Origin of the sequence: Cohnella sp. GCM10027633, from assembly GCF_042675445.1 — a bacterium.
GTDB lineage: Bacteria > Bacillota > Bacilli > Paenibacillales > Paenibacillaceae > Cohnella.
This window is the reverse complement of the sequence record NZ_JBHTGV010000002.1, coordinates 633,804-659,864: the sequence shown is the minus strand read 5'-3', so window position 1 is coordinate 659,864 and position 26,061 is coordinate 633,804. Positions and strand designations below refer to the sequence as shown.

Annotated in this window: 26 protein-coding genes; 8 read left to right on the top strand and 18 right to left on the bottom strand. The window is 60.2% G+C overall.

Annotation, left to right across the window (positions count from 1 at the left end):
- Positions 1 to 7: 7 nt before the first annotated feature.
- Positions 8 to 1,015 carry a C40 family peptidase gene (locus tag ACFQZG_RS07210; RefSeq protein ID WP_378150887.1) on the bottom strand — a complete coding sequence of 336 codons (1,008 nt, stop codon included), beginning with the start codon at positions 1,013 to 1,015 and terminating at the stop codon, positions 8 to 10.
- A 355-nt stretch (positions 1,016 to 1,370) separates the two neighbouring features.
- Here ACFQZG_RS07210 and ACFQZG_RS07205 point away from each other — a divergent pair, with 355 nt between their 5' ends.
- Positions 1,371 to 2,369: an ABC transporter substrate-binding protein gene (locus ACFQZG_RS07205; RefSeq protein ID WP_378150886.1), complete on the top strand. Its 999-nt coding sequence runs from the start codon at positions 1,371 to 1,373 to the stop codon at positions 2,367 to 2,369.
- Between the two features lie 75 nt (positions 2,370 to 2,444).
- Here ACFQZG_RS07205 and ACFQZG_RS07200 read toward each other — a convergent pair whose 3' ends face one another.
- From ACFQZG_RS07200 to ACFQZG_RS07185, 4 genes are all read right to left on the bottom strand, one after another.
- Entirely contained in the window at positions 2,445 to 3,308 is an 864-nt protein-coding gene (locus tag ACFQZG_RS07200) for a cation diffusion facilitator family transporter (RefSeq protein WP_378150885.1), read from the bottom strand.
- A 235-nt stretch (positions 3,309 to 3,543) separates the two neighbouring features.
- The gene (locus tag ACFQZG_RS07195) at positions 3,544 to 5,166 is read right to left on the bottom strand and encodes an ABC-F family ATP-binding cassette domain-containing protein (protein WP_378150884.1); all 1,623 of its coding nucleotides are present in this window, start codon (positions 5,164 to 5,166) and stop codon (positions 3,544 to 3,546) included.
- Entirely contained in the window at positions 5,163 to 6,131 is a 969-nt protein-coding gene (locus ACFQZG_RS07190) for an MBL fold metallo-hydrolase (RefSeq protein WP_378150883.1), read from the bottom strand. The genes ACFQZG_RS07195 and ACFQZG_RS07190 overlap by 4 nt, the downstream gene beginning before the upstream one ends.
- 127 nt (positions 6,132 to 6,258) lie before the next feature.
- Positions 6,259 to 7,464 carry a redoxin domain-containing protein gene (locus tag ACFQZG_RS07185; RefSeq protein WP_378150882.1) on the bottom strand — a complete coding sequence of 402 codons (1,206 nt, stop codon included), beginning with the start codon at positions 7,462 to 7,464 and terminating at the stop codon, positions 6,259 to 6,261.
- A 169-nt stretch (positions 7,465 to 7,633) separates the two neighbouring features.
- Between ACFQZG_RS07185 and ACFQZG_RS07180 the strand changes: the two genes are divergently transcribed.
- Entirely contained in the window at positions 7,634 to 8,767 is a 1,134-nt protein-coding gene (locus ACFQZG_RS07180; protein WP_378150881.1) for a conserved virulence factor C family protein, read from the top strand.
- 194 nt (positions 8,768 to 8,961) lie between these two features.
- Here ACFQZG_RS07180 and ACFQZG_RS07175 read toward each other — a convergent pair whose 3' ends face one another.
- Together ACFQZG_RS07175 and ACFQZG_RS07170 are read right to left on the bottom strand one after the other, a co-directional pair.
- Positions 8,962 to 9,861 (bottom strand): alpha/beta hydrolase, encoded by a 900-nt coding sequence (locus ACFQZG_RS07175; protein WP_378150880.1) that lies wholly within the window; start codon positions 9,859 to 9,861, stop codon positions 8,962 to 8,964.
- Between the two features lie 101 nt (positions 9,862 to 9,962).
- On the bottom strand, positions 9,963 to 10,430 hold the full coding sequence (locus ACFQZG_RS07170; RefSeq protein ID WP_378150879.1) for a hypothetical protein: 468 nt from the start codon (positions 10,428 to 10,430) through the stop codon (positions 9,963 to 9,965).
- An 848-nt stretch (positions 10,431 to 11,278) separates the two neighbouring features.
- Here ACFQZG_RS07170 and ACFQZG_RS07165 point away from each other — a divergent pair.
- Entirely contained in the window at positions 11,279 to 11,515 is a 237-nt protein-coding gene (locus ACFQZG_RS07165) for a hypothetical protein (protein WP_378150878.1), read from the top strand.
- Here ACFQZG_RS07165 and ACFQZG_RS07160 read toward each other — a convergent pair.
- Entirely contained in the window at positions 11,512 to 12,225 is a 714-nt protein-coding gene (locus tag ACFQZG_RS07160; protein ID WP_378150877.1) for a TVP38/TMEM64 family protein, read from the bottom strand. The genes ACFQZG_RS07165 and ACFQZG_RS07160 overlap by 4 nt on opposite strands.
- A 161-nt stretch (positions 12,226 to 12,386) precedes the next feature.
- Here ACFQZG_RS07160 and ACFQZG_RS07155 point away from each other — a divergent pair, with 161 nt between their 5' ends.
- A complete protein-coding gene (locus tag ACFQZG_RS07155; protein WP_378150876.1) occupies positions 12,387 to 12,965 on the top strand; it encodes an RNA polymerase sigma factor in 579 nt (192 codons plus the stop codon).
- Positions 12,958 to 13,752, top strand: a complete 795-nt coding sequence (locus tag ACFQZG_RS07150) for a DUF4367 domain-containing protein (RefSeq protein ID WP_378150875.1) — start codon at positions 12,958 to 12,960, stop codon at positions 13,750 to 13,752. The genes ACFQZG_RS07155 and ACFQZG_RS07150 overlap by 8 nt, the downstream gene beginning before the upstream one ends.
- Positions 13,753 to 13,814: 62 nt before the next feature.
- Here ACFQZG_RS07150 and ACFQZG_RS07145 read toward each other — a convergent pair whose 3' ends face one another.
- The 6 genes from ACFQZG_RS07145 to ACFQZG_RS07120 all read right to left on the bottom strand — a co-directional run bounded on the left by ACFQZG_RS07145 (position 13,815) and on the right by ACFQZG_RS07120 (position 19,553).
- Positions 13,815 to 14,162: an Ig-like domain-containing protein gene (locus tag ACFQZG_RS07145; protein WP_378150874.1), complete on the bottom strand. Its 348-nt coding sequence runs from the start codon at positions 14,160 to 14,162 to the stop codon at positions 13,815 to 13,817.
- Positions 14,159 to 14,629, bottom strand: a complete 471-nt coding sequence (locus tag ACFQZG_RS07140) for a hypothetical protein (protein ID WP_378150873.1) — start codon at positions 14,627 to 14,629, stop codon at positions 14,159 to 14,161. Before ACFQZG_RS07140 ends, ACFQZG_RS07145 begins: the two co-directional genes overlap by 4 nt.
- Before the next feature lie 96 nt (positions 14,630 to 14,725).
- On the bottom strand, positions 14,726 to 15,904 hold the full coding sequence (locus ACFQZG_RS07135) for an oxalate decarboxylase family bicupin (RefSeq protein WP_378150872.1): 1,179 nt from the start codon (positions 15,902 to 15,904) through the stop codon (positions 14,726 to 14,728).
- 116 nt (positions 15,905 to 16,020) lie between these two features.
- Positions 16,021 to 17,619, bottom strand: coding sequence for a xylulokinase (locus ACFQZG_RS07130; protein ID WP_378150871.1), 1,599 nt, complete (start codon positions 17,617 to 17,619; stop codon positions 16,021 to 16,023).
- 24 nt (positions 17,620 to 17,643) lie between these two features.
- Entirely contained in the window at positions 17,644 to 18,351 is a 708-nt protein-coding gene (araD, locus tag ACFQZG_RS07125) for an L-ribulose-5-phosphate 4-epimerase (protein ID WP_378150870.1), read from the bottom strand.
- Positions 18,352 to 18,449: 98 nt separating this feature from the next.
- Positions 18,450 to 19,553, bottom strand: a complete 1,104-nt coding sequence (locus ACFQZG_RS07120; RefSeq protein ID WP_378150869.1) for a GntR family transcriptional regulator — start codon at positions 19,551 to 19,553, stop codon at positions 18,450 to 18,452.
- Positions 19,554 to 19,711: 158 nt separating this feature from the next.
- On the opposite strand from ACFQZG_RS07120, the gene ACFQZG_RS07115 reads away from it, so the two are divergent.
- Positions 19,712 to 19,909 carry a hypothetical protein gene (locus tag ACFQZG_RS07115; protein WP_378150868.1) on the top strand — a complete coding sequence of 66 codons (198 nt, stop codon included), beginning with the start codon at positions 19,712 to 19,714 and terminating at the stop codon, positions 19,907 to 19,909.
- Here the strand turns inward: ACFQZG_RS07115 and ACFQZG_RS07110 are convergent.
- The 3 genes from ACFQZG_RS07110 to corA all read right to left on the bottom strand — a co-directional run bounded on the left by ACFQZG_RS07110 (position 19,888) and on the right by corA (position 23,627).
- Complete coding sequence (locus tag ACFQZG_RS07110) at positions 19,888 to 20,553, bottom strand: HAD family hydrolase (RefSeq protein WP_378150867.1); 666 nt, start codon at positions 20,551 to 20,553, stop codon at positions 19,888 to 19,890. The two genes, ACFQZG_RS07115 and ACFQZG_RS07110, sit on opposite strands and share 22 nt — an antisense overlap.
- A gap of 552 nt (positions 20,554 to 21,105) precedes the next feature.
- A complete protein-coding gene (gene allB, locus ACFQZG_RS07105; protein WP_378150866.1) occupies positions 21,106 to 22,518 on the bottom strand; it encodes an allantoinase AllB in 1,413 nt (470 codons plus the stop codon).
- Positions 22,519 to 22,670: 152 nt separating this feature from the next.
- The gene (gene corA / locus ACFQZG_RS07100; RefSeq protein WP_378150865.1) at positions 22,671 to 23,627 is read right to left on the bottom strand and encodes a magnesium/cobalt transporter CorA; all 957 of its coding nucleotides are present in this window, start codon (positions 23,625 to 23,627) and stop codon (positions 22,671 to 22,673) included.
- 183 nt (positions 23,628 to 23,810) lie between these two features.
- On the opposite strand from corA, the gene ACFQZG_RS07095 reads away from it, so the two are divergent.
- Positions 23,811 to 24,581 (top strand): winged helix-turn-helix domain-containing protein, encoded by a 771-nt coding sequence (locus ACFQZG_RS07095; protein ID WP_378150864.1) that lies wholly within the window; start codon positions 23,811 to 23,813, stop codon positions 24,579 to 24,581.
- A gap of 83 nt (positions 24,582 to 24,664) precedes the next feature.
- Positions 24,665 to 24,832 (top strand): hypothetical protein, encoded by a 168-nt coding sequence (locus ACFQZG_RS07090; RefSeq protein ID WP_378150863.1) that lies wholly within the window; start codon positions 24,665 to 24,667, stop codon positions 24,830 to 24,832.
- Between the two features lie 75 nt (positions 24,833 to 24,907).
- Here ACFQZG_RS07090 and trxB read toward each other — a convergent pair whose 3' ends face one another.
- Positions 24,908 to 25,831, bottom strand: a complete 924-nt coding sequence (gene trxB / locus ACFQZG_RS07085; RefSeq protein ID WP_378150862.1) for a thioredoxin-disulfide reductase — start codon at positions 25,829 to 25,831, stop codon at positions 24,908 to 24,910.
- Between the last annotated feature and the right edge of the window lie 230 nt (positions 25,832 to 26,061).

Here is a 26,061-nt window from a genome sequence, read left to right as displayed (position 1 = left end):
TAGACGATTACAGAGCGCTGCCGCCGAACAGGAAGCGGTACTCCCAATGCTTGCCTTCGATTCCGTCTACGCGAACGCCTCCGGACTCCTTCGAGTACGTATGGAGCACTTGGCCGTTGCCGAGGTAGATGCCGACGTGGTTGATCGACTCGCCGAACGGAGATTTGCCAGCATAGCTGGAAGCTTTGGTGCCCTTATACGACATGAAGAACATCAGGTCGCCGCGCTTGAGCGAATGCCAGTCTGTCGTAACGGAGCCGAGCTTCCGAACGTACGCCCCTTGTTGGCTCGAATCCGCCGGCAGCGTCGCGCCGAGCGCGTCCTTGAACGCTTGGCGCACGAAGTCGGAGCAGTCGAACGTCTTCGTCGTATTGCGGTCGGAGCCGTATTCGTACGGCGTTCCGAGGTATTTAAGCCCCGCCGCGACGACCGCTTCGATCTGCTGCGGACCGGACGGCGTGCCCGGCTGCGACGGCCCTGTCGGCTGGGTGGGCGAGGTCGGTACCGAACCCGTCAGCTTGACGTATTGATCCGACGTGCTAACGTAGCCGGCTACGCCCTTCGAATCGGTTACCGCGAACCAGTAAGCGTTCACCTTGCTCGTGACGGTCACTTGCTCGTTCTTCTGCAAGTACCTGATCCGCGCTCCGTCCGTGGAAGGCGCATTGCGGAACGATACGGAGTTCAAGATTATCGCGTTGCCCGCGCCGCCCGTATTGCCCCCCGGAGCTGCCTCTTCCGTCACCTTGGCATATTTCTCGTTCGAGGAGATGTACCCCGTATTGCCGCTGCCGTCCTTCACTTTATACCAATATGCGTTAACGGTCTCGACGATCGTAACCGTCTCCCCCGCCTTCAAGTATCGAATCACCGTCGACGACGTGTTCGGCGCCGTCCTGAAGCTGACGGACGCGACGATCGCCGCTTTGCTTCCCGAAGTCGCGGCCCCCGCGAATGCCGGCACCGCCGTTAGCATCGTCAGTACCGTAAGCACGATCAATAGAACCTTTCTCAATCCGATCGCTCCTCTGCATGGCTGATTATGGGTGACCGCTCGTCTCCCACAGCCATTATAGAACGATGGGGTTCGCCTTCCATCGGACGCCAATACCAGACCGAATTTCCTCCATGGGTAAACAGTTCCATGCGGGTTCTAGGCACATGGAACGGGAGAGTCCGCGCCGCAACGGGTTCGGGCGCGTCCGAGATGGTAGGAAAGGTTGAATTTGGCAACGTTTCGTTGCAACATTTTCGCGGATGGCCTCGGCGGAAACTCGCTCTTGCCAACTTGGGCGGAACCGTTTATTATATTTTAAGTGATAATGATTATCATTATTATTTAAAATGAACAGATGAAACGGGGACTCGCGATGTTAACCAGGAAAACGCTATTGTTCGTATGCACGATGATCTTCGCCTTGCTATTGTCCGCTTGCGGTTCGAATAACGAGAACGCCGCTCCGTCGGAATCCGCTCCCGCCGCTTCCGAAACGGCTAGCGCGACGCCGTCCGCTTCCGCCTCGGCCCCGGCCGAATCCGCCACGAAAGTATGGAAAGACGTTAAAGGAAGAGACGTCGAAGTCCCGACCGATCCGCAGCGGATCGTCTACGTCGGCAGCAACCCCGGCGACTTGCTCGCCATCGGCGTCAAGCCGGTCGGCGCGACGCTTAGCGTCATCGCCAGCCAAATCGCGTATCCCGAGCTGATCGAAGGCATCGAAGACGTCGGGTACCCTTACTCCGCCGAGAAGGTTCTCGCGCTGAAGCCGGACCTGATTATCTTCGACGACTGGGACGAAGCCGGCCTGGACGCCCTGACGAAGATCGCTCCGACCGTCGTATCCGGCTTGGACGATGCGACGCCGACCAAAGAACGCGTGACGAGCATGGCCGACATGCTCGGCCGCAAAGACGCGGCGGTCGCTTGGTTCTCCGCATACGAGGCCAAGGTCGCCGATACGAAGGGCAAGCTGGGCTTGACCGGCGACGAGACCGCCGTAGCCCTGCTCATTCTCGGCAAAGACTTGTACATCATGGGCGATAACGGGCTGAACATGACGTTGTACAGTCAATTGGGCATAAAGCCGTCCGAAGGCGTGCAGAAAGAGCTTCTCGACAAGAACGAGCGGTTCATCGGCGTATCCAACGAGCTGCTGCCGAACTTCGTGGGAACCGACATCTTCTTGCTTACGGACGAAACCGAAGAGACGGCGGCCACGCAAGCGACGCTGCTCGGAACGTCGCTGTGGAAGACGCTTCCGGCGGTCAAGAACGACCGGGTGCATATCATTAACAGCAAGTTCAACTACGACGATCCGATTACGCTCGAGCGGTTGCTGGACGAGATCGTCGGGCTAATGTCCAAGTAAAAACCATTAGAACACGAACAACCCCCGAAGCCTCTCTGTGCGAGAGCGCTTCGGGGGTTGCCGCGTTCAATGGGCCTAATCCGGTTCCACGTGCACGTGCACGTTCATGATATCGTGCTTGCGCTTCATTCGCTGCTCGATCCGGTCGCAGATCCGATGGCTCTCCACGAGCGACATCGTCGGATCGACCGTGATAATGACATCCACGAGCACGCGGCTGCCGTGAATGCGCGCGCGGATATCTTGAATCGATTTCACGCCTTCGGTCCGCTCTACCGTGCCCCGCAAGCTCATGAGCTGCTTCGCGTCGAAGCCGTCCGTCAGCGCCTCGGTCGCTCCGATGAAGATGCTCCATGCGGTTCGCAGAATGATGCCGCCTACGGCTAGCGCCGCGACCGCGTCGAGCCATGGCAGCCCGAGACGGGCGCCGAATACGCCGATCGCCGCGCCGACGCTGACGAGCGCGTCCGAGCGGTTATCCTGCGCGGCGGCCATCAATGCCTGGTTATGTATGCGCCGCGCCAACCGGACGTTATAGGCGTACACGCCGAACATCGCGATCGCGGAGCCGATGGCGACCCAGCCGGCGTTCAAGTCGGGCGACGCGAGATGTCCTTGCCATAGGTTGCGCAAGGTGGCGATCAATACCTGGAGGCCGACGGTCGCCATGATGAACGAGGCGATGAGCGCCGCGACCGTCTCCGCGCGCAGATGGCCGTACGGATGGTTGTGATCCGGAGGTTTGCGGGAGATGCGCAGGCCGATCAGCACCGCCAGCGACGCGATAATGTCGGTTACGTTGTTGAAGCCGTCCGCGACGAGCGCCTCGGAGGCGAACAGCCATCCCGCCGTCAGCTTGACGGCGGACAGCGCCAAGTAGGCGATGATGCTGACGAGCGCGCCCTTCTCGCCCTGCTTGATGTCGTCGTACAGATCCATGAGTTTCCCCCCGGTCCGAGCCAATAGAAGGAGACTGCCGCGGCGCAGATCCTGATCGGACTACGGCGGCAGTCTCCCTATTGTTGTACCCCATGGCGAGATCGATTAACCCGCTTGTTATTAAGTTATTTCGCTAGCGCGGCGATATTGACATCTTTTCGGAATCAGAGAACGTATGCCGCAACTGCGTTCCCGCGCAAGAAAAAACCGATCCCAGGCTGGGATCGGCTCTCTCTTATACGACCGGAATGTACCGGGCGCGAAGCTCTTTCACTTCGGGATGCTCCAAGTATTCGTCGAACGTCATCATCCGGTCGATGACGCCGTTCGGCGTAATCTCGACGATGCGGTTCGCGATCGTCTGCATGAACTGATGGTCGTGCGACGTGAAGATGATCGGACCGTCGAAGTCGATGAGACCGTTGTTGAGCGCCGTGATCGACTCGAGGTCCAAGTGGTTGGTCGGCTCGTCGAGCAACAGCACGTTGCCGTTCGTCAACATCATGCGGGACAGCATGCAACGGACCTTCTCGCCCCCGGAGATGACGGAAGCCTTCTTCAACGCTTCGTCGCCGGAGAACAGCATCCGGCCGAGGAAGCCACGGATGAACGATTCGTCCGGATCCTTCGAATATTGGCGAAGCCATTCCGCGATGCTCGTATCGACGCCGTCGAAGTATGAGCTGTTATCTTTAGGGAAGTACGAAGCCGTCGCCGTCACGCCCCACGTCACGCTGCCGGAATCCGGCTCGCGTTCGCCGACGAGCGCTTGGAACAACGCCGTCTTGGAGTGGCCGAACGGCCCGACGAGCGCGATCTTGTCGCCCTTGTTGACGACGATGTTGAAGTTGTCGAGCACCTTCTCGCCTTCCAGCGTAACGGTAAGGTTCTCGACCGTGACGACCTGTTTGCCGACTTCGCGCTCGGGCTTGAAGTTGATGAACGGATATTTCCGGTTCGACGGACGGATGTCGTCGAGCGAGATTTTGTCGAGGAGCTTCTTCCGGCTCGTCGCCTGCTTCGCCTTGGACTTGTTCGCGGAGAAGCGTTGAACGAATTCCTGCAGCTCCTTGATCTTGTCTTCCTTCTTCTTGTTCTGGTCGCGGAGGAGCTTGATCGCGAGCTGGCTAGACTCGTACCAGAAGTCGTAGTTGCCGACGTACATTTGGATTTTGCCGAAGTCGATGTCGGCGATATGCGTACATACTTGGTTCAAGAAGTGGCGGTCATGGGATACGACGATAACGGTGCCTTCGTAACGGGACAAGAAATCTTCCAGCCAGTTGATGGACTCGAGGTCCAAATGGTTGGTAGGTTCGTCGAGGAGAAGGATGTTCGGTTCGCCGAACAGCGCTTGCGCGAGCAAGACGCGGACTTTCTCGTTGCCGCTCAGCTCCGACATCTTCTTATCGTGAAGCTCAGTCGTAATGCCGAGACCGTTCAGCATGCCCGCGGCTTCGCTCTCCGCTTCCCAGCCGTTCATCTCCGCGAAATCGGCTTCGAGCTCGCCGGCGCGCATGCCGTCCTCGTCGGAGAAGTCTTCCTTCGCGTAGATGGCGTCTTTCTCTTTCATGACCTTGTACAGGCGTTCGTAGCCCATGATGACGGTCTCGAGCACGTTGAATTCGTCGTACTCGTAATGGTTCTGCTTCAATACGGCCAGGCGCTCGCCCGGGGTAATATGAACTTCGCCCGTCGATTGCTCCACTTCGCCGGACAGGATCTTCAAGAACGTCGACTTGCCCGCTCCGTTGGCGCCGATGAGGCCGTAGCAGTTGCCTGGCGTGAATTTAATGTTAACGTCTTCGAACAAGGCGCGCTTGCCGAATCGCAAGCTGATGCCGGATACGCTGATCATGAGTCTAATCCATCCTTCGCTTCGTAATCTGGTATGTTGCTTCTGAATCTCATCGTCTCGCCGTGCCGAAGCAGGCAAATTCTATCCTCCGCGATGCCGAGCGACCGGCGGGCCGTCTCGAGCCGCTCCAGCGCTTCGATCGGCGTATCGTCGGAGAGCTTGAACGCGCCGTAATGCATGGGCACGAAGTACTTCGCCTTCAGATCGAGGAACGCTTGAAGCGCCTCCTCCGGACTGACGTGCTGCGACGCCATGAACCATTCGGGATCGTACGCCCCGATCGGCAACAGCGCGACGTCGATCTTGAACCGTCTGCCGATTTCCGCGAACCCGCGGAAATAGCCGCTATCGCCCGCGAAGTATATCGTCGGGCCGTGATCGGACTGCATGATCCATCCGCCCCAATGCGACGTGTTCATATCCCACGGATTGCGGCGCGTCCAGTGCTGCGCGGGCACGAAGGTGAACTTCACGCCGTGATGCGCGGTATCTTCCCACCAATGCAGCTCCTGCGCCTGCAGGAAGCCGCGGAGCATCAGCTTGCGCTTCAAGCCCGCCGGAACGATCATCTTCTTCTGCCCCTTCAGCCTGCGCAACGAAGGAATGTGCAGATGATCGTAGTGGGAGTGCGAGACGAGCACGACGTCGACGGACGGCATGTCCGATAGTTCGATGCCGGGCGGCGTCATTCGTTTGCGGAACGCCATCCGTCTCGCCCATACCGGGTCGGCCACGATATTGATTCCGCACATCTGGATCAGGAAAGTCGAGTGTCCGATCCAGGTTACGGACGGCTCGTTGCGATTATGCTGCAAGTAACGAAGATCGGGAGCGACATTGGGCACGACGCTGCCGTAGCCATTGTTCCGCAGCTTGCGGAGTCGGTCCTCACGCCACCGGTCGAATTGATCCATCGATGCTTTGCCAGCAAAGGTGGAGTCCAAGTTGCCGAAGCGTCTTCGCATGACATCCCTCCGATGAAGATCTCTTCTCATACTATAGCAGGAAACCCTGAAATGTACCAATGAACGAAGCGAAAATACGCCTATAATGCCTTCTCCCGAAGCGCGAACCGATAGATGAATTGCGGCGTTACTTCAGGAGCGTCTCCATGAAGTCGAACGTCATCGGTCCGACGATGACGTCGTCGGTGACTCCGCGCTCGTCCAGCACGTAAGTCGTCGGATAGGCGCTAATCTCGTAGAGGTCCTCTACGTCTCCTTGCGCGTCCAGCGCGATCGGGAACGTCAAGCCTCGCTTATCCGCGAAGCGCTTCGCGACGTCCGCGGAAGACTCCAATGCGGTCAGGTTCACGCTAAGCAGAACGGCTTCGTTGCCGTGCTTCTCGTAGAACCGCTGCATGTGCGGCATCTCCGCGCGGCAAGGCGGACACCATGAAGCCCAGAAGTTCAAGATGACCCTGCGCCCGCGATAATCGGACAAGCGCACGGTATTGCCCTGCAAGTCTTGAAGCTCGAAGCCGGGAGCGATCTCGTCGCGGCGGAGCCCCGTCTGCATCCCCTTCGTCTGCTCCCCCGATCGATCCGCCGTAAAGCCGATGTTCGAATAGAGCAGGGAGAATGCGATCGTCGCCAGCGCGAGCAACGGGACGACCGCGCGACGAAGCTTTGCGGGGCCGTCCGCGTCTTCGCCTCTGCTTACGTTCGCGATCCACGCCGCGAGAGCCAAGCAGAACCATTGGAGGCTGCTCATCGAGAGGATGATCGTAAGCCGATGCTCCGACCCGAACGCCAATAAGGCAAGGCCGATTAAGTAAACGGCGCCGGGCATCGCTCCAGCCGCCGAGCCCGGTCGACGGCGCAAGCTCGCGAACGTCGCGAACGCAATCGTCCATCCTAGCGTCAACGCCGGGAATAGCGGCGGATCGATGCCGATGACGAGCAATGCCGCTTGATAAGCGGCCGTGCCGCCCGCGATGTAGCGAATCGTCCCTTCCGCCAATAGCGGAAGCGGCCACCCTCGGCGGTTCGCCTGGTATACCGCGAACACGACGACGGCGATGCCGGCGAGCAGTTGCCCCATCGCCCCTCCGTCCAGGAAGAGCAACGAGCCGAAGTTGCTCACGGTCGATTCGTAATCGATCAGCAGCGGGCTCAGCTTCCAGACCGCGAGCCATAATAAGAACGCGGAACCGGCCGCTTCTTGCAACTGCCGCGTCTGATCGTTGTTTACCCGCGCGGGCCAATAACGAAGCGACAAGTAGCCGCATATGCCGAATGCGATATAGAGAAGCAATTGTCCGTTCAGAACCGTAGATCCGAGCTGGAACGCGTACATCCGCGGTCCCCCTTTCGTCAGGCGCAATGCCCCGATTATATCACGACGGAGGCTTACGGTGACGAGCGTTCGCCGATGCAAGCCCTAACTTGCGTTCCTTTTGGCAATCGAATCGGGAATGCGGTATTGTTATGCTATATACGAGTTCCGAAAGCGAGGTCGTCTCCTCATGAAATTGCTATCCATCGAACCTACCCCCAGCCCGAACACGATGAAGCTGAACGTCGACGTTCGGCTCGAGCAAGGGGTATGGCATAACTATGTCAAGGATAAGGCCGCGAGCGCGCCGCCGCTCATCGCCAAGCTGCTCGAAGTAGCGGGCGTGAAAGCCGTGTTCCACGCCTCCGACTTCCTGGCGGTCGACCGCAGGGGCAACGCCGACTGGGCGGCCATCTTGGAAGGAATTCGCGACGCGTTCGGCGAGGCGGGCGAAGGCGTCGTCAGCATGGCGTCGAACGAAGCCGACGGCTTCGGCGAAGCGCACGTGCGCGTTCAGCTGTTCCGCGGAATCCCGATGCAAATTCGGGTGAAGAGCGGCGGGCAGGAATTCCGCGCGGCGATGCCGGAGCGGTTCTCGCAAGCCGTCACCGAAGCGGCCGGCGCGACGATGATCCGCGAGCGCAAGCTGGAGGAGCTCGGCGTCCGGTACGGCGAGCCTCAAGAGGTGCTCGACGAGATCGCGCGCGAGCTCGACGCGGCATATTCGGCCGAACGGCTGAAGGATCTGGTCGCGCAAGCGATCGCGGCGGGTCCCGAAGCGCCGCCGCCCGCGCCTCCCGCGCCGCTCTCCGGCGACGAGGTGTCGGCGGCGCTCGACGCGGCGGACTGGCGCGAACGGTATGCGGCGCTCGAGCGGTTGAAGCCGACGCCGGACGATCTTCCCGTCATCACGAAGGCGCTGCGCGACAGCCAAGTGTCGGTGCGGCGGCTCGCGGTCGTCTATCTCGGCGACTTGCGGACGCCGGAGACGCTGCCTCACTTGTTCGAGGCGCTGCGCGACAGCTCCGGAGCCGTTCGCCGCACCGCCGGGGACACGCTGTCCGACATGGGCGACCCGGCCGCGATCGGCCCGATGGTCGAGGCGCTGCAGGACAGCAATAAGCTCGTCCGCTGGCGCGCGGCCCGCTTCTTATACGAAGCCGGCGACGACACGGCGCTTGAGGCGCTGCGCGCGACGGCCGGCAGCGAAGCCGAATTCGAGGTGAAGCTGCAAGCCGAGATGGCCGTCGCCCGGATCGAACGCGGCGAAGAAGCCGCCGGCTCGGTCTGGCAGCAGATGACCCGGATGCGGGAGCAGCAGTAATGCGGACATAACAAGGCTTCTCGGGCACCCGATCGTAGGTCGGCCCGAGAAGCCTTTGATTTTTGTAATGTAACCGTAATATTAGCTTCATGTTCTCTTCATCTTCCGGGGGTATGATTACATACATGACCCCCCTTTTCAATAATATATACTTTGAGGCTTGCGGCTGAAGATGCTGCAAGCCTACTTTTTTATTAGCCGTTGATGTGTTCATGGAAGAAGCGCTTGACCGCCGGCCAGAACGCCGGGTCCCGGTCCGACGCGCTATGCCCGTCGGATTCGACGAACAGATGCGGTAAGCCCGGCGTGCCGGCCAAGACGATGCTTAGCTCCGATGCCGGAATGAACGCGTCGTTGCGGGAATGGACGAGCAGCACCGGCGTGCCGTTCCTGTCCGCGTTATCCCGGAGTATGACGACCGGGTTCGCCTTTCGCATCGTCTTGCCCGGAATGCCGCTTCGCCAGACCATGAACCGCGGAATGAGCATCGCAAGCGGGAACTGCGGCAGTCTTCTTCGCCGGAGCTCGGCGCCGATCATCGCTTGGAAGCGTACCGGCATCGCGTCGGTGACGAGCGCGGCGATGTTCGCGCCAGCATCGAGCGCGAGTACCGCTCCGAACGCGCCGAGCGAATGGCCGATGACGCCGATCCGATTAGGATCGACGCTCGGTTGCGAACGCAGCCAATCGAGCGAAGCGATCAGGTCGTCCCGGAATTGCAAGCCGGAAGGCGTACGGTAATCGTCGCTCTCCCCATGGCTTCGCGCGTCGTACATCAGGATGGCGTACCCTTCCCGATGAAGCGGCAGCGCGTAGCGGAGCACGCGCGAGCGGTTCGAGCTCCAGCCGTGCGCGACGACGATGACCGGCGCCGAAGGATCGCGCTCGCCGGCGGAGCCGTATTGCGGCAACAGCCACCCTTTCACGGTCTTCCCTTGGCTCAGCCAGGAGACGTTCTCGTACGGCACGGAAGGAAGCGTCTCGTTCGGGCATAGCCGGGGCTTCTGAGCTTTGACCGTAATTCCGTATACCGCCGCGGTCATGCTGCCCGTAACCGCGCCCAAGCTTCCCACCATCCACGCCAGCACCGACATCCGCGCTATCCCTCCCTTGCTTATTCCTATTGTTAATATGAACAGACGCCAAAAACTCCAATCCGGCGAAGCGGATCGGAGTCGAATCTGCATGCATGTAATTACTGGATATCCGTCGCGAAACGTCTGACGATGAGCGTCGCTTCGTTCGAAGTCATGTAGTGCTTCGGCTTGATCTCGCGGTCCGGGCAGCGCATCCACTGTTGCCGGACGGCCGTCGCCAGCGCCGGCATCGCCCATGCGGAGACGAGCTTCGCGTCTTTGAACCGCGAAATCGTGCGCGCCGCTTCCGTGCTGCTCAGCATCGGCGCCCGTTCGCCGATCAGCTCGGACGCGAACGCCAGCATCGCGGCGGCTTCCTCGCGGCTGATTTCCCTCGCGCATCTGAATGCATCTTCGACGTAATAGACGATGGGCTCGTCGGCCGCTTGCCACCGCGCATCCGATTGCAGCACCGTCTCCGCGTGCCGAGCCAGCTCGGCTTGATCATCCCTCGAGAGATAGAGCTCGCGGGCGACGAGCGCCGCGAATTCGTCTACGGTAATCGTTTGAAGCTCGTTCTCGTTCATGATCCATCACGCTCCGGCACGTCATCGGCTTATCGTGATTCCATTATATCCCTGGATTCTGAACATTCTCTGATCATTGACGATTCGCCTCCGCAATCGGCACCTAGAGCCTCGTAGGCGCATATCCTGCGTGTATCGACATTCGCCTACAGGCCGAAGAAGGAGGAACGACGATGCCGAAACGCCGATCGTCCGGAGAGAAGCCTCTGCTGCGCAAATCGCCCGGCGATCCGAAAGCGAAGCTTTCGTCCCGTCAAGCCAAATCCGCTTCATCGACGAACAACAAAAAAAAGCCGGCAAAAGCCGCCGTTGTCCATCTGCATCATAACGAACCGGTGCCCTCTTATTTAACTCGCCCGATCCCTTGGTGGGTCGCGCCGCAGGAGCGCGGATTGTTCCCCGGCGGCCTCTTCCCGGGCGGCGGATCCGGACTGTTCCCTCCGGGACCGGGACCGGGGCCAGGACCGGGACCGGGGCCAGGACCGGGCCCCTTCCCGCCTCCGCCGTTCCCGGGGCCGGGGCCTGGACCGGGGCCGTTTCCGCCTCCGCCTTTCCCGGGGCCGGGGCCGGGACCGGGGCCGTTTCCGCCTCCGCCTTTCCCGGGGCCAGGGCCAGGACCAGGGCCGTTCCCGCCTCCGCCGTTCCCGGGGCCGGGGCCAGGACCGGGACCGTTCCCGCCTCCGCCGTTCCCGGGGCCGGGGCCAGGACCGGGGCCGTTCCCGCCTCCGCCGTTTCCGGGGCCGGGGCCGTTCCCGATACCGATTCCGATTCCGCTGCCTATTCCCGGACCCGGACCGATTCCTAGATTCGTTACCGTCACGATACGCGGAGGAGCGTCGTTCCCGCGCGTGAACTTTACGAACTACATCCCGCATTATCCGGGTATCACGATCCGTCAGTCGCTCGAATCGACCGGACTTGTCGGCTTCGGCCCGCTCGGATTCATCAACAGGGTAGCCGGCATTCCGACGTCCGGCGGCGTGAACGTCCGTCTTCGCTACAACGGACGCGTCATTCCTCAGACGCTGCTGTCGCTTCCGGCGGAGCGAGGCAGCACGGTCGGACTCGAATTATTCTACGGTTAACGAACGCGGCCTTCGCTGCGTCCCGACTCTGACTTCTCGAACTTCTTGATCGCATCCGGCGCTTGCGTCTCTTCGACTTCCTGCTCGACCTTGCGCCTGAACAGCAACGGAACGAGCAACGCGACCGCGAAGACGACGCCGGCGATCAAGAACTCCCGCCAGCTTCCCTTCGTCAGGCTCGCGCCGAGGAAGCAATAAGCGAACGTGCCGGGAAGCGTCCCGATCAGCGTCGCGAACACGTAAGGACGAATCGGCACTCTTGCGACGCCGGCGGAGTAACTGACCAGATCGAACGGAATGAACGGAGCGATCCGCAGCATAAGCACCATCGAGAATCCCCGTCTCGCCATCGCTCGCTCGAGCTTGACGAAGCGGGGATCTTCCCGTCCGCGGAAGAAGCTCATCCCTACCTTGCGGGCGAACAAGAACGACAGCACCGCGCCTATGACTTCCCCGATCACCGTATACAGCATCCCGAACCACGTCCCGAACGCGAGCCCGCCGGCCATGGCCAGCACGGACGCCGGGAACAGAATGAACGGACGTACGATATACATGCCGATATATAGAACGGGAGCGATCCACCCGAACGACAAGATCCACGATCGGATCGACTCCGGCGTTACCTTCAGATATTTGAAATCGAACCACAGCAGCAACGCGACGACCGCGGCGATCGCGGCCACCTTCACGATTGTCGAACGGCGCAAGCCCAAACCCCTTCCTTGAATTCCCATGCTTCTTGTAATCATACAGGAGAAGACGTCGATCGCCAAATCCGTTTATATGCTGTTCGTTTGGCGATTTTTCCCTTAGAATAAGAGGGACAAGCCGTTTTCCATTTACCATACGAAATTAGGTGAACCTCCCCATGCAGACGAACCTGCTTCTCTTGCTCGGTTCGAACTTCCATCGTCTGAACAGCACGTCGCAGGAGCAGATATACAGGGAATTTTACCAATTTTTATACGCGCCCGTCATGTACATGGTCAACGATCACGCGACGACGGAAGATATTATCCACGATACGTTCTTGATGACGCTGCGCAAGTCGCCGACCGTCGAGAGCGAAGAGCACCTTCGGGCATGGATCAGGGTCGTCAGCCGCAATTTCACGTTCACTTACATGCGCAAGCACCGGAAAATCGCGAGAGACGTCGTCCTGGACGAAGAGCTGACGCACGCTTACGGTTACAACGCCGCGGCCGCGACGTCGGTCGAGAAGGAAGTCGAGATCCGCTCGCTCGAGGAGACGATCGGAGCGCACTTGAACGGCTTGAAGGACGACCAGCGGACGGTCATCGAGCTGAAGTGGAAGAAGGGACTCTCCTACAAGGAGATCGCCACGGAAATCGACGACACCGAGAACGCCGTACGGCGCAAGCTGCATCGCGCCAGGGTATACCTGAAGAAGAAACTGCGATTGGAGTGGGGGGAGCGACATGAATAAAGCGGAATTCGAACGCCGATTCGATGCCGCGTTCGAGGCGGCCGCGCAGAACGCCGTATCGGCTCCGGTCGCCGATTATCGGCCCTCATGGGAACGAATGCAAGGGAAGCTCCGCTCGCGGCGGAAGTCGGGCCGCGCGCGCGCCGCGCTCGGCAGGCTCGCGATACTCGCGGCCGCCATCCTGATCGGCGCCTTCATCTTCAACGGCTCGTCGACGGTTCGCGCCATCGAACCGATGTACGCCAAGCTGATCCAGTCCGACGGCATGCTGTCGTTCTTCTTCGGCCGCGACGAAGACCGGGATACGTCCGGCGCGAAGACGGCGCCGCCGCCCGATTACGTCTCCGGCGATACCCAAGCTCACCCCTCGGCGTACAACCGCACCGAAGTTACCGACATCGAAGGAGCGCGCGACGCATTGTCCTTTCGGGCGCCGGAATTCGGCTACATACCGGATTATTTCTCGCTCTATAGCGCCGAGCTCACCTATTCCCGGAATCAGGACCGGGCGGATTCGGTCATCTATACGTACCTGAACGGAAGCAACGGGTACTACGTTACTTTGTATTTCAATAAGCTGAAGGGAGTCACGGGTACCGGAACGAACATCTCCGGCGAAGGCATTACCGTTCGGGAAGTTCATTTGAGGGATGCCGACGGCGTCCTGACGACCGTCACCGACGGCACGTCGCAACTGGAATTAATCGCAGGAGACATCCAAATCTCGTTCGGAGGCCGCGTCCCCGCCGACGAGCTGTTGCGTATCTACGACGAGATGAAGCTATAACAAGAGCGAACGGAGCAGCCCCGGTATCCGACAAGGGCTGCTCCGTTCGCGTTCGGTCGCGTTCAACGGGTCGTGAATCGCAAATGAAACGGAACTTCCATCTGTTCGTTGCGATAGTTCGTAATCCGTCCGGTCAGGATGATCTCGATCCGGTTGCCGGAGCCGAGCCGGTCCGCCTCTTCCTTCAAGTAGACGAACAGCGTATGCTTCTCCTGCTCGTAATGGTAGAGGAACTTCTCCGAGATCAGCTTGCCTCCCTGGTTACCGTCGAGAATCAAGATGTTCCTCGCGTTCAGCGTATGCCGGTTAACGTCCTGCGTGAAGGCGATCGCGATAATCGTGTCGTCCGGAACGTCGACCGCGTCCGGATAAGGATGCGTGTCCTTGATCCAATAACCGATGTCGATCATGGAACGAGCACCGAGGACGTGAACTTCTCGCCTTCCTCGTATACGCCGTTTTCGATCACCCAGTGTATCGTGCGGGCGCGGTAATAATAGCCCGAAGCGACGGACTTGGGCACGTTTCCCGAAAAGTTGATTGCGTTGGACCCCCCGACCGTGTTTCCAGAGCCGTACGTTTCCCAACTGCTGCCGTTCCACTTCTGGATATATACCGTATAGCCGATCGAATCGACGATCATGGTCGCGGTCGTCGATACGCCGACGACGATGTTTCCGGTCGATACGCTGATCGAGTTCGAGCCGTTACTCAAATAGAGGTGACTCGGGTCGAATACGCTGAACGCCGCCCTCTCGTCCGGCACCGGTATTCCTTCCGCCCTTGCCCCATGCGGAGACGTTATGACTCCCCCTCCGAGCAACAAAGCAAACGCGAGCGCTGCGACTGCGATTCTCTTCATCCGATTGCGGATCATGGTGATCAACCTTCCTCTTCTCGAAGTTTTCACCTATATACACACGCGGAGAAGAGAAAAGTTTCAACAGATTTCGACATTTTCCAAAATTATTTTTTAACGCGGGTATTTCACGACCGGCCACTTCTCCTTGCGAAGCGCCCCCATCAGCGTCGGCGTCGCGTGCAGCGTCTCCTGCACGAGCTCGTGCGGCGTCAGCGCCATCCATTGGTTGAGGGACACGTCGGCGAACCGGTCGCTCTTGAACATCTCGAGAAACCACAAACTGCAGTCCCCGGTATTCTGCACGTAATGGCCGAGGGCGAAGGGCACGTAACCGACGTCTCCCGCGCGAACGTCGAACGTCCTCGCGTCGCCTTGCCCGGCGAATACGGTCATTCTCCCTTGGCCGGTCAAGTAATATTGCCACTCGTCGTTGTACGGGTGCCAATGGAGCTCGCGCATCGCGCCGGGCTTCACTTCGACGAGCGCGGCCGCGATCGCGACGGATACAGGGAAGTTGCGGGAATCAACAATGCGGACGGATCCGCCGGGCGTTAGGATCGGGGGCTGGGCGTGCAGGCGATAGGTGAGGCTTAGCGGCACCGCGCCTTGCGGATCCGATACTTGGTCGGCGGCGATCGGTCCGGGAACGTCCGACTGGAAGATGTACCTCTGCCCCTTCGGAAGACCGGCGAACGCGGATTCCGGCACCCCGAAGTTCGCCGAGAGCACTTCCTTCGGCGTATGCGCGAACCAGTCCGTAATCGATAACGTATCGATGTCCGAGAACGCGCCGTCGTCGAACACGAGCAGAAACTCGCAGCCCTCGGACAACCCTTGGATGGAGTGCGGAATGCCGGGAGGAAAATACCACAGATCGCCCGGCCCGACGTCGGCGATGAAGTTGCGGCCGTCCTGGTCGACCGCCGTAATGCGGGCCGCGCCCCAGATCATGTACGACCATTCCGCCTGCTGGTGCCAATGCAACTCGCGCACGCCTCCGGGCGTCAATCGCATGTTCACTCCCGCGAGCGTCTTCGCGATCGGCAGTTCCCGCACCGTCACCTCTCTAGACCATCCGCCGTGATTCAACTGCATGTGCGTATCCGAGAAGGAGAACCGCATGTTCGCCACCGTTCCCGCGTCCGTCGCCGGCGGGACGAGCATATCGGGGTTCTGCAAGTCCCTCAGCACGTCGCGCGGTCCGGGATCGGTCGCCCCCGCCCCGTCGGGCCTGATCGGCTGCGGGACGGGAATGTTGGGACGCGGGTCGTTCGCTTCGTTCTGGTCCATCGGAATCGCCGTCCTCTCTGCCTGGAGTCATCGTATAACGATATGTCGCCGCATGCGCAAAAAGACGGGACGAAGGTTGCCCCTCGTCCCGTCCGTGCCGGATGAACCTATGAATGCTAGGATAGCGATTGTACCGCCGCTCTCTCGATGGCGAGTCCTTTGACGTAGCGCTCCATGAACCGTTCGAAACCTTCCACGTCCTTGGCGTCCGGCGCGATCTTCGAGCCGGCTTTGCCCGCGAATACGTTGGCGTTCAAGTACTCGTCCAAGGTCGCGCCATCTTGCTTGTTGATCATATAAGAAGCGAGCAAGGCGATTCCCCATGCGCCGCCTTCGCCAGCCGTATCCATGACGGATACCGGAACGTTAAGAGCTGCGGCCATAATCCGCTGTCCGACGCCCTCGGTCTTGAACAAGCCGCCGTGACCCAAGATCTCGTCCAAGCGAACGTTCTCTTGCTTGAGCAGAATATCCATGCCGATCTTCAGCGCGCCGAGCGCCGTGAACAGATGCACGCGCATGAAGTTCGGCAGATTGAAGTTGCTATCCGGAGACCGCACGAACAACGGGCGGCCTTCTTCGAAGTGGGTCATGTGCTCGCCGGAGAGGTATCCGTAAGCCAACAAGCCGCCGCCGTCCGGATCCCCTTGAAGCGCAAGATTGTACAACGTCCCGTACAGCTTGTTCGCGTCGACCGTCAGCCCCATCGCTCTCGCGAATTCATCGAACAAGCCGACCCATGCGTTCAGGTCCGAGGAGCAGTTATTGGAATGAGCCATCGCGACGAGGTCGCCGGCCGGCGTCGTCACGAGGTCGATCTCGTCGTAGGCCCGGGACAGCTCGCGTTCAAGGACGACCATGGCGAAGACGGACGTTCCGGCCGATACGTTGCCGGTACGCTTCGCGATGCTGTTCGTCGCCACCATGCCGGTACCCGCGTCGCCTTCCGGCGGACAGAACGGAATGCCGGCGCGCAATTGTCCCGTAACGTCGAGCAGCTTGGCGCCTTCTTCCGTGAGCTCGCCCGCGCGTTCGCCCGCGACCAGCACTTCGGGAAGCAGATCCTCCAGCGTCCAAGGCAAGCCCTTGCCGGCGATCAGTTCGTTGAATCGCGTTACCATCTTCGCGTTATACGTGCGCGTATGAATATCGATCGGGAATACGCCGGACGCTTCGCCCACGCCAAGCACCTTGCGGCCCGTCAGCTTCCAATGGATGTATCCGGCGAGCGTCGTCTGGAAGCGAATATCGGAGACGTGCGCCTCTTCGTTCAAGATCGCCTGATAGAGGTGGGCGATGCTCCAGCGTTGCGGAATATGGAAGTCGAACGATTCGCTTAGCGCCGCCGACGCCTGTTCCGTAATGTTGTTCCGCCACGTCCGGAACGGAACGAGAAGCTCGCCGTCTTGGCCGAACGCCATGTAACCGTGCATCATGCCGCTGAATCCGATGGAGCCGATCGATTGCAGCGGCACGCCGTACTGCCTCTTCACGTCCTCGGCCATTTTGCAATAGCTGTCTTGGACGCCCTTCCAGACGTCGTCTAATCCGTAAGTCCATATATTGTCGACATACCGATTCTCCCAATCGTGACTGCCGGATGCGATCGGCGTATTGTCTTCTCCGATGAGCACCGCCTTGATCCGGGTCGAACCGAGCTCGATTCCCAATACCGTTCTTCCGCTCTGAATGGCGTTCTTCGCCTCTGCGCTCATGAACGTTCCTCCTTATGTACGAGTTTAGGAGTGCCTTTGATCTCCCGGCTGGCCGTAATAGGCGTTGGCGCCGTGCTTGCGCAAGTAGTGTCGATCGAGCAGCGTCTGCGACATGGACGGAATGCCGGCATTCAATTGGCGGGTATGGTAAGCCATCTTCGCCACTTCCTCCAGCACGACCGCGTTGTGAAGCGCGTCCATCGCGTCCTTCCCCCAAGCGAACGGAGCGTGGCTGTAGACGAGCACGCCCGGCACTTGCGCGGGATTGATGTTGCGGAACGCTTCCACGATGACGTTGCCCGTCTCCGCTTCGTACGCGCCGTTAATCTCTTCGTCGGTCATCGGCCGCGTGCACGGAATGCCGCCGTAGAAGTAATCCGCCTGGGTCGTGCCGAGCGCCGGAATGCCTTGGCCAGCCTGCGACCAGATCGTTCCCCAAGGGGAATGCGTGTGAACGATGCCGCCGATCGACGGGAACTCGCGGTACAGCACGAGGTGAGTCGGCGTATCCGACGAAGGACGCATCGTCCCTTCGACGACTTTGCCGTCCGGAGCGACGACGACCATCTGTTCCGGTAGCAGTTCCTCGTAAGGCACGCCGCTCGGCTTGATGACCATAAGGCCCGAATCGCGGTCGAAGCCGCTGACGTTCCCCCACGTGAACGTGACCAACCCGTACTTCGGCAGCTCCCGATTCGCCTGGCAGACCTTTTCTTTAAGTTGTTCCAACAAGTACAAGCACTCCTCTCGCAAGCTCTGCGCGGGTTTCGTATGTTCTTCTTATGGCACCCATTATACACTTGTACGTACATGTATGTCGAGAGAAAAGCCTACTTCGGCTTCGCCGTCGATTGCCGGACGATCAGCTTCGGCGCGTACAGCTTGTCTCCCTCGAAGCGGTCGCTTCCCGTCTCCAGCCGATGGATCAGCATCGTCGCGGCAAGCTCCCCGAGCGCCGACTTCGGATGCTCGATCGTCGTCAGCTTGATTTCCGACGCGGTCGCGAGGAACGAATCGTCGTAGCCGACGATCGACAAGTCCTCGGGCACGCGCAGCTCCAGCTCGCGGATCAAGTCGAGCAGGCCGACGGCCAGCTGGTCGTTGTAGCAGACGATCGACGTCGGCGGCTCGGAACCGCGCAGCAGCTCGCGCAGCGCTTCGCGAGGGCGGGAGTCCTTATCCTCGGTCGCGTATCTGACGAGAAGACCGTTATCTATGGGCAAGCCGTGCTCCCGGTGAGCGCGGATGAATCCCTTCATGCGGCGTACGCCTTGCAGGTCGTCCGTCTTGAAGAAGCCCGCGATTCTTCCGTGCCCGAGCGACAGCAGATGTTCGGCCGCCGCGAATCCGCCCGCCTCGTCGTCGAGCAGGACGCTCGGACAAGCCAAGTCCGGATACCGTTCGTTGATCATGACGAGCGGAATGCCGTGATCCTCCAGCGCCAAGTAATTGTCGAAGTTCGGGTTGCCCTCGGCGCTCTTGGTCGGCTCGACGATCAGGCCGCACACCCCGTGGCTCAGCATGCTCTCGAGACTTTCCCGCTCCCGGTCCTTGCGATTGTCGGTGCTGGACAACAGCAACCGATAGCCGCGCTCCTTCAGCGTCGCTTCGACTCCCCTTACGATCGAAGGGAAAATATAGTCCGATATGTAGGTCGTCACGATTCCGATCGTGCGATTGTCCGCGTTGCCCCTGCGCTCCGCGGGGAGCTTGCTGACGAACGTTCCTTTGCCTTGCTCGCGCGCGAGCCAGCCTTCCTGCACGAGCGACCCGATCGATTGGCGAACGGTCTGGCGGCTCAGGCCGAATTGCTCGGCCAGCTCGTTCTCGGACGGCAGCTTATCGCCCGGGCGAAACCGTCCCCCGGTAATCCAGGATAAAATTTGCGTCTTCAGCTGCAAATATTTCGGCGATTGGCCTTGTTTGTCGGACATGTCGTGCACCTCTGCGACGATGGTATGGCAATCATTATATCACAACCGCCACTTGTACGTACCAGTTGTCTCAAAGAAACCCCTCGGAACGAAGCGATTGCCGTATTTTTCCTCTATATGGTATCGTATTAGAAAATAAGCCCGGGAGGCTTCGTCTTATGACTACTCATTATATGTACTCCACCGACAACGTTCTTATCGTAGCGAACCGGGAGAAGAAGCACGTGCAGCTCGAATTATCGAGCAGCGGCTACCGCCCGAAATTCGTCACCCACTATATCGAAAGCCGCGACGAGCTGGATGAGCTCATCGCGGCTCTCGAACGGGCTAGAGCTCACTTGGACGCGGCGGAATAGGTCGCCGCGAGGTCCGCGAATACGACTTCCGCCAAGCTGTCCGCGATCGCGTCCGCTCCCGTGAAGTCCATGTGGGCGGTCACCGGGTTCGGCACGACGACCGCGAACATGCCGGCCGCCTTCGCCGCTCGCAGCCCGTTCATCGAATCCTCGATGGCGATCGCTTCCTCCGGCTTCACGCCGAGCGCTTCGGCCGCCTGCGCGTAGAGCGCGGGATCCGGCTTCACGCGCTCTACGTCGTCGGCCGAACGGATCGTCTCGAAGTACTCCCTGATGCCGAGCAGCTTCGTGTTTCTCTCCAACCAAGCCCGATCCGAGCTGGACGCGAGTCCGATCTTCCAACCGAGCCGGCGCGCTTCCTCCAACCGTTCCATCACGCCCGGGCGAAGCGCGAGCTTCTCGACCGTCGCCACGTGCAACGCGCGGAATTGCGATTCGAGCGCTTCGCGGTCGAGCTTCCTGCCCGTCTTCTCCTCCAAGTGCGCGTAAGGATCGAATCCTCCGTGCGTACCGATCGCCAGAGACCACGTAGCGAGCGGAAGCTCGTGCCCGTGCTCCGCGTAAATGCCGCACATCGCCTCGTAAGCGCAGGTTTCCGTATCAGCCAACGTTCCGTCGAAATCGAAGATTACAGCTTTGATCATTCGGCTCTCTCCCTTGTTTCTCTGTCTCTGTTCGTTATCGCGTTATGCTCGATTATACCATGTCGCATCGCCGGGAGGGGGCGAATTCGCGGGCGCCGGTTGAGGCGGCACCTCGGCCGGCGACGATTTAGCGCTGTCTCATAACGTTATTTCGGCGGAACCTCGGCAGGCGACGATTTAGCGCTGTCTCATAACGCTATTTCGGCGGAACCCAGGCGAGCGACGATTTAGCGCTGTCTCATAACGCTATTTCGGTGGAACCTCGGCGAGCGACGATTTAGCGCCGTCTCATAACGTTATTTCGGCGGAACCTCGGCCGGCGGCGATTTACCGCTGTCTCATTACGCTATTTCGGCGGAACCCAGGCGAGCGACGATTTAGCGCTGTCTCATAACGTTATTTCGGCGGAACCTCGGCCGGCGACGATTTAGCGCTGTCTCATAACGCTATTTCGGCGGAACCTCGGCCGGCGACGATTTAGCGCTGTCTCATAACGCTATTTCGTCGCAGCAAAAGGCGGAAGCCGCCTCGGCTCCCGCCTTCGAATCCACCTCAGAACGCCAACCGCCTCCGTTGCGTTTCCGGCGGCACTCGCAACCACTCCCCTTCGGCGCGACCGACGATGCCGCCCTCCCGCGTATACACGATGCGGCCGCGGCTCATCGTCATCACGATGTCCGAGCGGAACGCGCGCCCCTCATAGACGCTTATCTTATGGCGATACAGAAGCTTCTCCGCCGTCAGCACGTTCGGCGAATCCGGATGGACGAGCGCAAGGTCCGCGTCCGCGCCGATCGCGATCCGGCCTTTGCGCGGGAACAATCCGAACCGCTTGGCCGGCGTTTCCGAGAGCGCCTTGGACAGCACATGCAGCGGAATGCCCCGCTTCGTATGCCCTTCGTCGATTATGAGCTGCAGCGTGCTTTGCGCCCCCGCGATGCCGCCCCGGATCGCGAAGTAATCGCTCATCGCTCCGAGTTTCATCTCCGGCGGGCAAGGCGAATGGTCGGAAGCGATCATATCGATTTTGCCTTCCGCCAATCGCTCCCACAGCCCTTCCCGCTCTCTCGCCCCGCGGAACGGAGGCGCGCATTTGCCGAGCGGACCAAGACGCTCTATCTCGTCGTCCGTGAACACGAGATAGTGCGGACAGGTTTCCGTCGTTACGTCTACGCCGCCCATTCTCGCTTCCCATATCAAATCTGCCGCTTGCGGACTGCTTACGCGTACGATATGAAGCGGACATTCGGTCCGTTCGGCGAACAGCAGCACCCTTCGCAACGCGTCCAGCTCCGCGGCGATCGGCCTCGTATCGAGATAGTCGCGAGCAGTCTTCCCGCCGCGCCCGCGGACCCGTCGGGACAACGCCGCGATGATCTCCTCGCTCTCCGCATGTACGGCGAGCACTTTGTTCCGTCTGGCGATCCGCGTCATGCCCTCGAACAACTCGACATCGTCCACTTCCTTGAAGCTGCCTTCTCCCGTGTCTCCCGGATCGGACATGAACGCCTTGAACCCGATGACCCCTGCGTCGGCCAGCCCGTCCAGCTCGTCAAGGTTGCCGGGCACGAGGCCGCCCCAAAGTCCGTAATCGACGCGCGATCCGGACGCGTTCGCCGCGTCCAACTTCCGTTGCAGAGCCGAAGGCGTAACGGTCGGCGGCAAGCCGTTAAGCGGCATATCGAAGTAGGTCGTGCACCCCCCGGCGGCAAGCGCGGCCGATCCGGTCGCGAAGCCTTCCCAGTAACCCATGCCCGGTTCGTTCAGATGCACGTGCGCATCGACGACTCCGGCCATTACGAAAGAATCGGAAGCATCGATCGTCTCCCGCGCCGCCAGCGTCAAGCCGGGACCCAGCGCGACGATAATGCCCCCTTGGATGCCGATGTCCGCCGTATGCACGCCGTCGGGCAATACGACGTTTCCGCCGCGAATGAGAGTATCCAGCAATTCCCCGTCCCGCATATCGACTCCTCCTGCGCACAACCTAAAAACACCTATTTTGTGTAATATAATATAACACAGAATAGGTGTTTTCCTTTGTTTTTTGCAAGAAGATGATTAAATTATGTTAATAAACATAACGTGAATGTGCGGAGAGTCTTTTCACCCATGCATTAATCGAACCAACCTTTGCGTTTGAACCAAATGAACATGCCCGCGCCCAGCGCCATCATCACGCCGATGACGCCGAAATAACCCCATTGCCAATCCAGTTCCGGCATATGAACGAAGTTCATTCCGTACACGCCCGCGATGAACGTCAGCGGCATGAAGATCGTCGTAATGACGGTGAGCGTCTTCATGATCGCGTTCATCCGGTTCGACCGCAAGGAGTCGTAGCTGTCGCGCAGATCCGCCGTGACCTCGCGGTTCGACTCGATCATTTCCGCCAGCTTCAACAGATGGTCGTAGATGTCGGTGAAGTACGCTTTGCGCTCGTTCACGGCGGGAATCTTGTCGGTGTTCGTAATCCGGTAGAGCAAATCCCGCATCGGAATAACCGTTCGCCGAAGTCTCAGCAATTCCGCGCGAATCCGGTACACTTGTTCGGTCAGCACCTGGACGTTGCGCTCGGATTCTCCTCGGTCCTCGAGCTCGTTCAGTTGATCCTCGATCTGGAACACGCTCGGGAAGTAGTTGTCCACGAGAGAGTCGATCAACCAATACGCGATGCTCGTATGGTCGTGTTCGCCCGGCTCCAAGGCGGGATTCAGCAGGCGCTGCCTCACTTCGTCGATCTCCAGGCATATCATATGATGGAACGTGACGATGCCGCGCGGGCCGAGGAAGAAGTCGATCTCTTCCGCCTCCCTCGTCTCCGGATGCAGCGAATGCATGACGAAGAAGTGCGTATCGTCGTACTGGTCGACTTTCGGCCGTTGCAGGAAGTGCATGCAATCCTCTATCGCCAGCGGGTGGAAGCGAAAATAGCTCCCCAGCAGTCCGATCTCTTCCGCGGTCGGAGCGGAAAAGTCGACCCAATACCACGCGATATGTTCATCGGACAGCCTCTCCAGAGGAACGTCCTCCAGCAGGCGGGCATCGTTCGTTGCCGCGATCGTTCGTATCACCGAATCACCTCTACCGCCATTATGCGCCGAATCGCCCGCGATTGGCAACAGATGCCAAGCGTCCAGCGACTCGTGCCGCGCTGTTGACAGACCTATGGATTATGATTACATTAATACTCATTCAAGCTATGTTCGGACTCGCAAGCGATCGCCGCGATGAACGACGAGAGAGGAGGGGCGCCCATGCCGGAAAATCACCCATTCGAATCGGAAACCGCCGTGTCGGACGGGTTCGATGCGGAGCACGGCGACGCGTTCGATCCGGAGACGGTCGAGCTATGCGAAATCACGAACCGCGTGCTCGTCATTAGCCCCCGTCCCGCCTCCCTTCGTTCGCTCGTCGCGGATCTGGCGGTCAGATGCTACGACGTGCTGCTGCTGCATCACGCGGACGATCCGCTTCTCGATCTCATGAAGGGCAACGTCGTCATCTACGACCGCACGGCGGACAACGCCGCCGCGGCAGGACCGGGCGACCCGAGCCTTGCCCCGGCGATCTCGCTCGTCCGCGCCGCCCCTGCGCATCCCGATGCCTACGGCGGCCACTGGGTATTATGGCCGAGCCCGATCGGTCACGTCATCCAGCGCATCAAGGCGCTCGCCGCCTTGTTGCCGGCACCGCCCGCCGTAACGGACCGATCGGCCGGGCAGTTGGCGTTCAAGGACATCGCGCTCGATCCGGAACGGATGACCGTTACGCGCGCCGGCTCCAAGGTCGACTTGACGCGCACGGAGTTCGACCTGCTGCGGGCGTTACTCGCCGCGGAAGGCCGCGTCAAGTCCCGCGACGAGCTGATCGTGGACGCGCGGGGCGATTCTTCGTCTTCGGAGTGGGGCAGCAACACGATCGACGTCCACATCCGCAGCTTGCGCAGCAAGCTCGAGGACGACCCGCGGGCTCCTCGCTACATCGCGACCGTCAGAGGCAGCGGCTATCGCTTGGCGGACGGCTGATCGGCGTCTATCGCAAGCATTGACTTTCGCTCTCTTGCGCATCCTAATCGGGCAACCATTCTCTCGCAGAGGAGCGATGCGCAATGTCGGGTCGGAACAATAAGCCGGACAACGACGGACCGGCGAGCAATCCGGGAAGTCTGGATCAGTTCGGAGACAAGCTGGGTTCTGCCAACGAAGCGGAATTCCAAGCGGCCGCCGAAGCGGCATGCGATTCCAACGCCTGCGCGGCAGATGAGCCGGATCACTAGACCGGCCGCCGGTTGCGACGCAACGGACGAAGGGCACGGAAGCTTCGGCTTCCGTGCCCTTGTCTTATCGTCCGATCAGTGCGAATCTTCCAAGAAACGTTCGCAATCGAGCGCCGCCATGCAACCCGTTCCCGCCGCGCTGATCGCTTGGCGATAGCGCTGGTCCTGCACGTCGCCGCAAGCGAATACGCCCGGTACGTTCGTCTCGGTCGTGCCCGGAGTAACGAGCAGGTAGCCCGATTCGTCCGTCGTCAGTTGGCCGCCGAGGAACTTCGTGTTCGGCGTATGGCCGATCGCCACGAACACGCCGCTCGCTTCGATGACTTCCTCTTCGCCGGTTTCGTTGTTTCGCACCTTAAGCCCCGTTACGCCCAGCGGTCCGCTTGCGACTTCAAGCGGCGTGCGGTTCAAGCTCCAGCTGATCTTCTCGTTGCCGCGCGCGCGGTCCTGCATGATCTTCGACGCGCGAAGCTCGTTGCGGCGGTTGACCAGCACGACTTCGGACGCGAAGCGAGTCAGGAAGTGCGCTTCCTCCATCGCCGAGTCGCCGCCGCCGATGACGATGATCTTCTTGCCGCGGAAGAAGAAGCCGTCGCAAGTCGCGCACGTGCTCACGCCGCGTCCTACGTTGTCCTTCTCCCCCGGAATGCCGAGGTACTTCGCCGATGCGCCCGTGGAGATGATCAGCGTCTCCGCGACGAGCTCGCCGAGCCCTTCCACTTGCAGCTTGAACGGACGTTGGGACATATCGACCGAGTTCACCCAGCCGGAGCGGAATTCCGCGCCGAACCGTTCCGCTTGCTTGCGCATGTTCGCCATGAGCTCGGGGCCCATGATGCCGTCCGGGAAGCCCGGGAAGTTCTCGACTTCGGTCGTCGTCGTGAGCTGGCCGCCCGGCTCCGGTCCTTCGATGACGAGCGGGTTCAGGTTCGCCCGTGCCAAATATATCGCCGCGGTCAAGCCCGCCGGGCCCGTACCGATAATAATCGTCTTGTACATGCTCAAGCACTTCCTTTGTCTGCTAGGTTACTCCCATCTTACCATTCGGCGCCGCGCCCGTCATGAAGGCTTGATGAACGTTACATGAAGATTTGATGAAGACGTCCATTATGCGCAACTAATTCCGTCGCTCCCCCCTATTCCGAGCTACCAGCAATCCCCCAAGAACGAGAAAAACCGCCACCCCTTGCCGGCGACGGTCTTACCCCGATATCTAACCCCTACAAGTC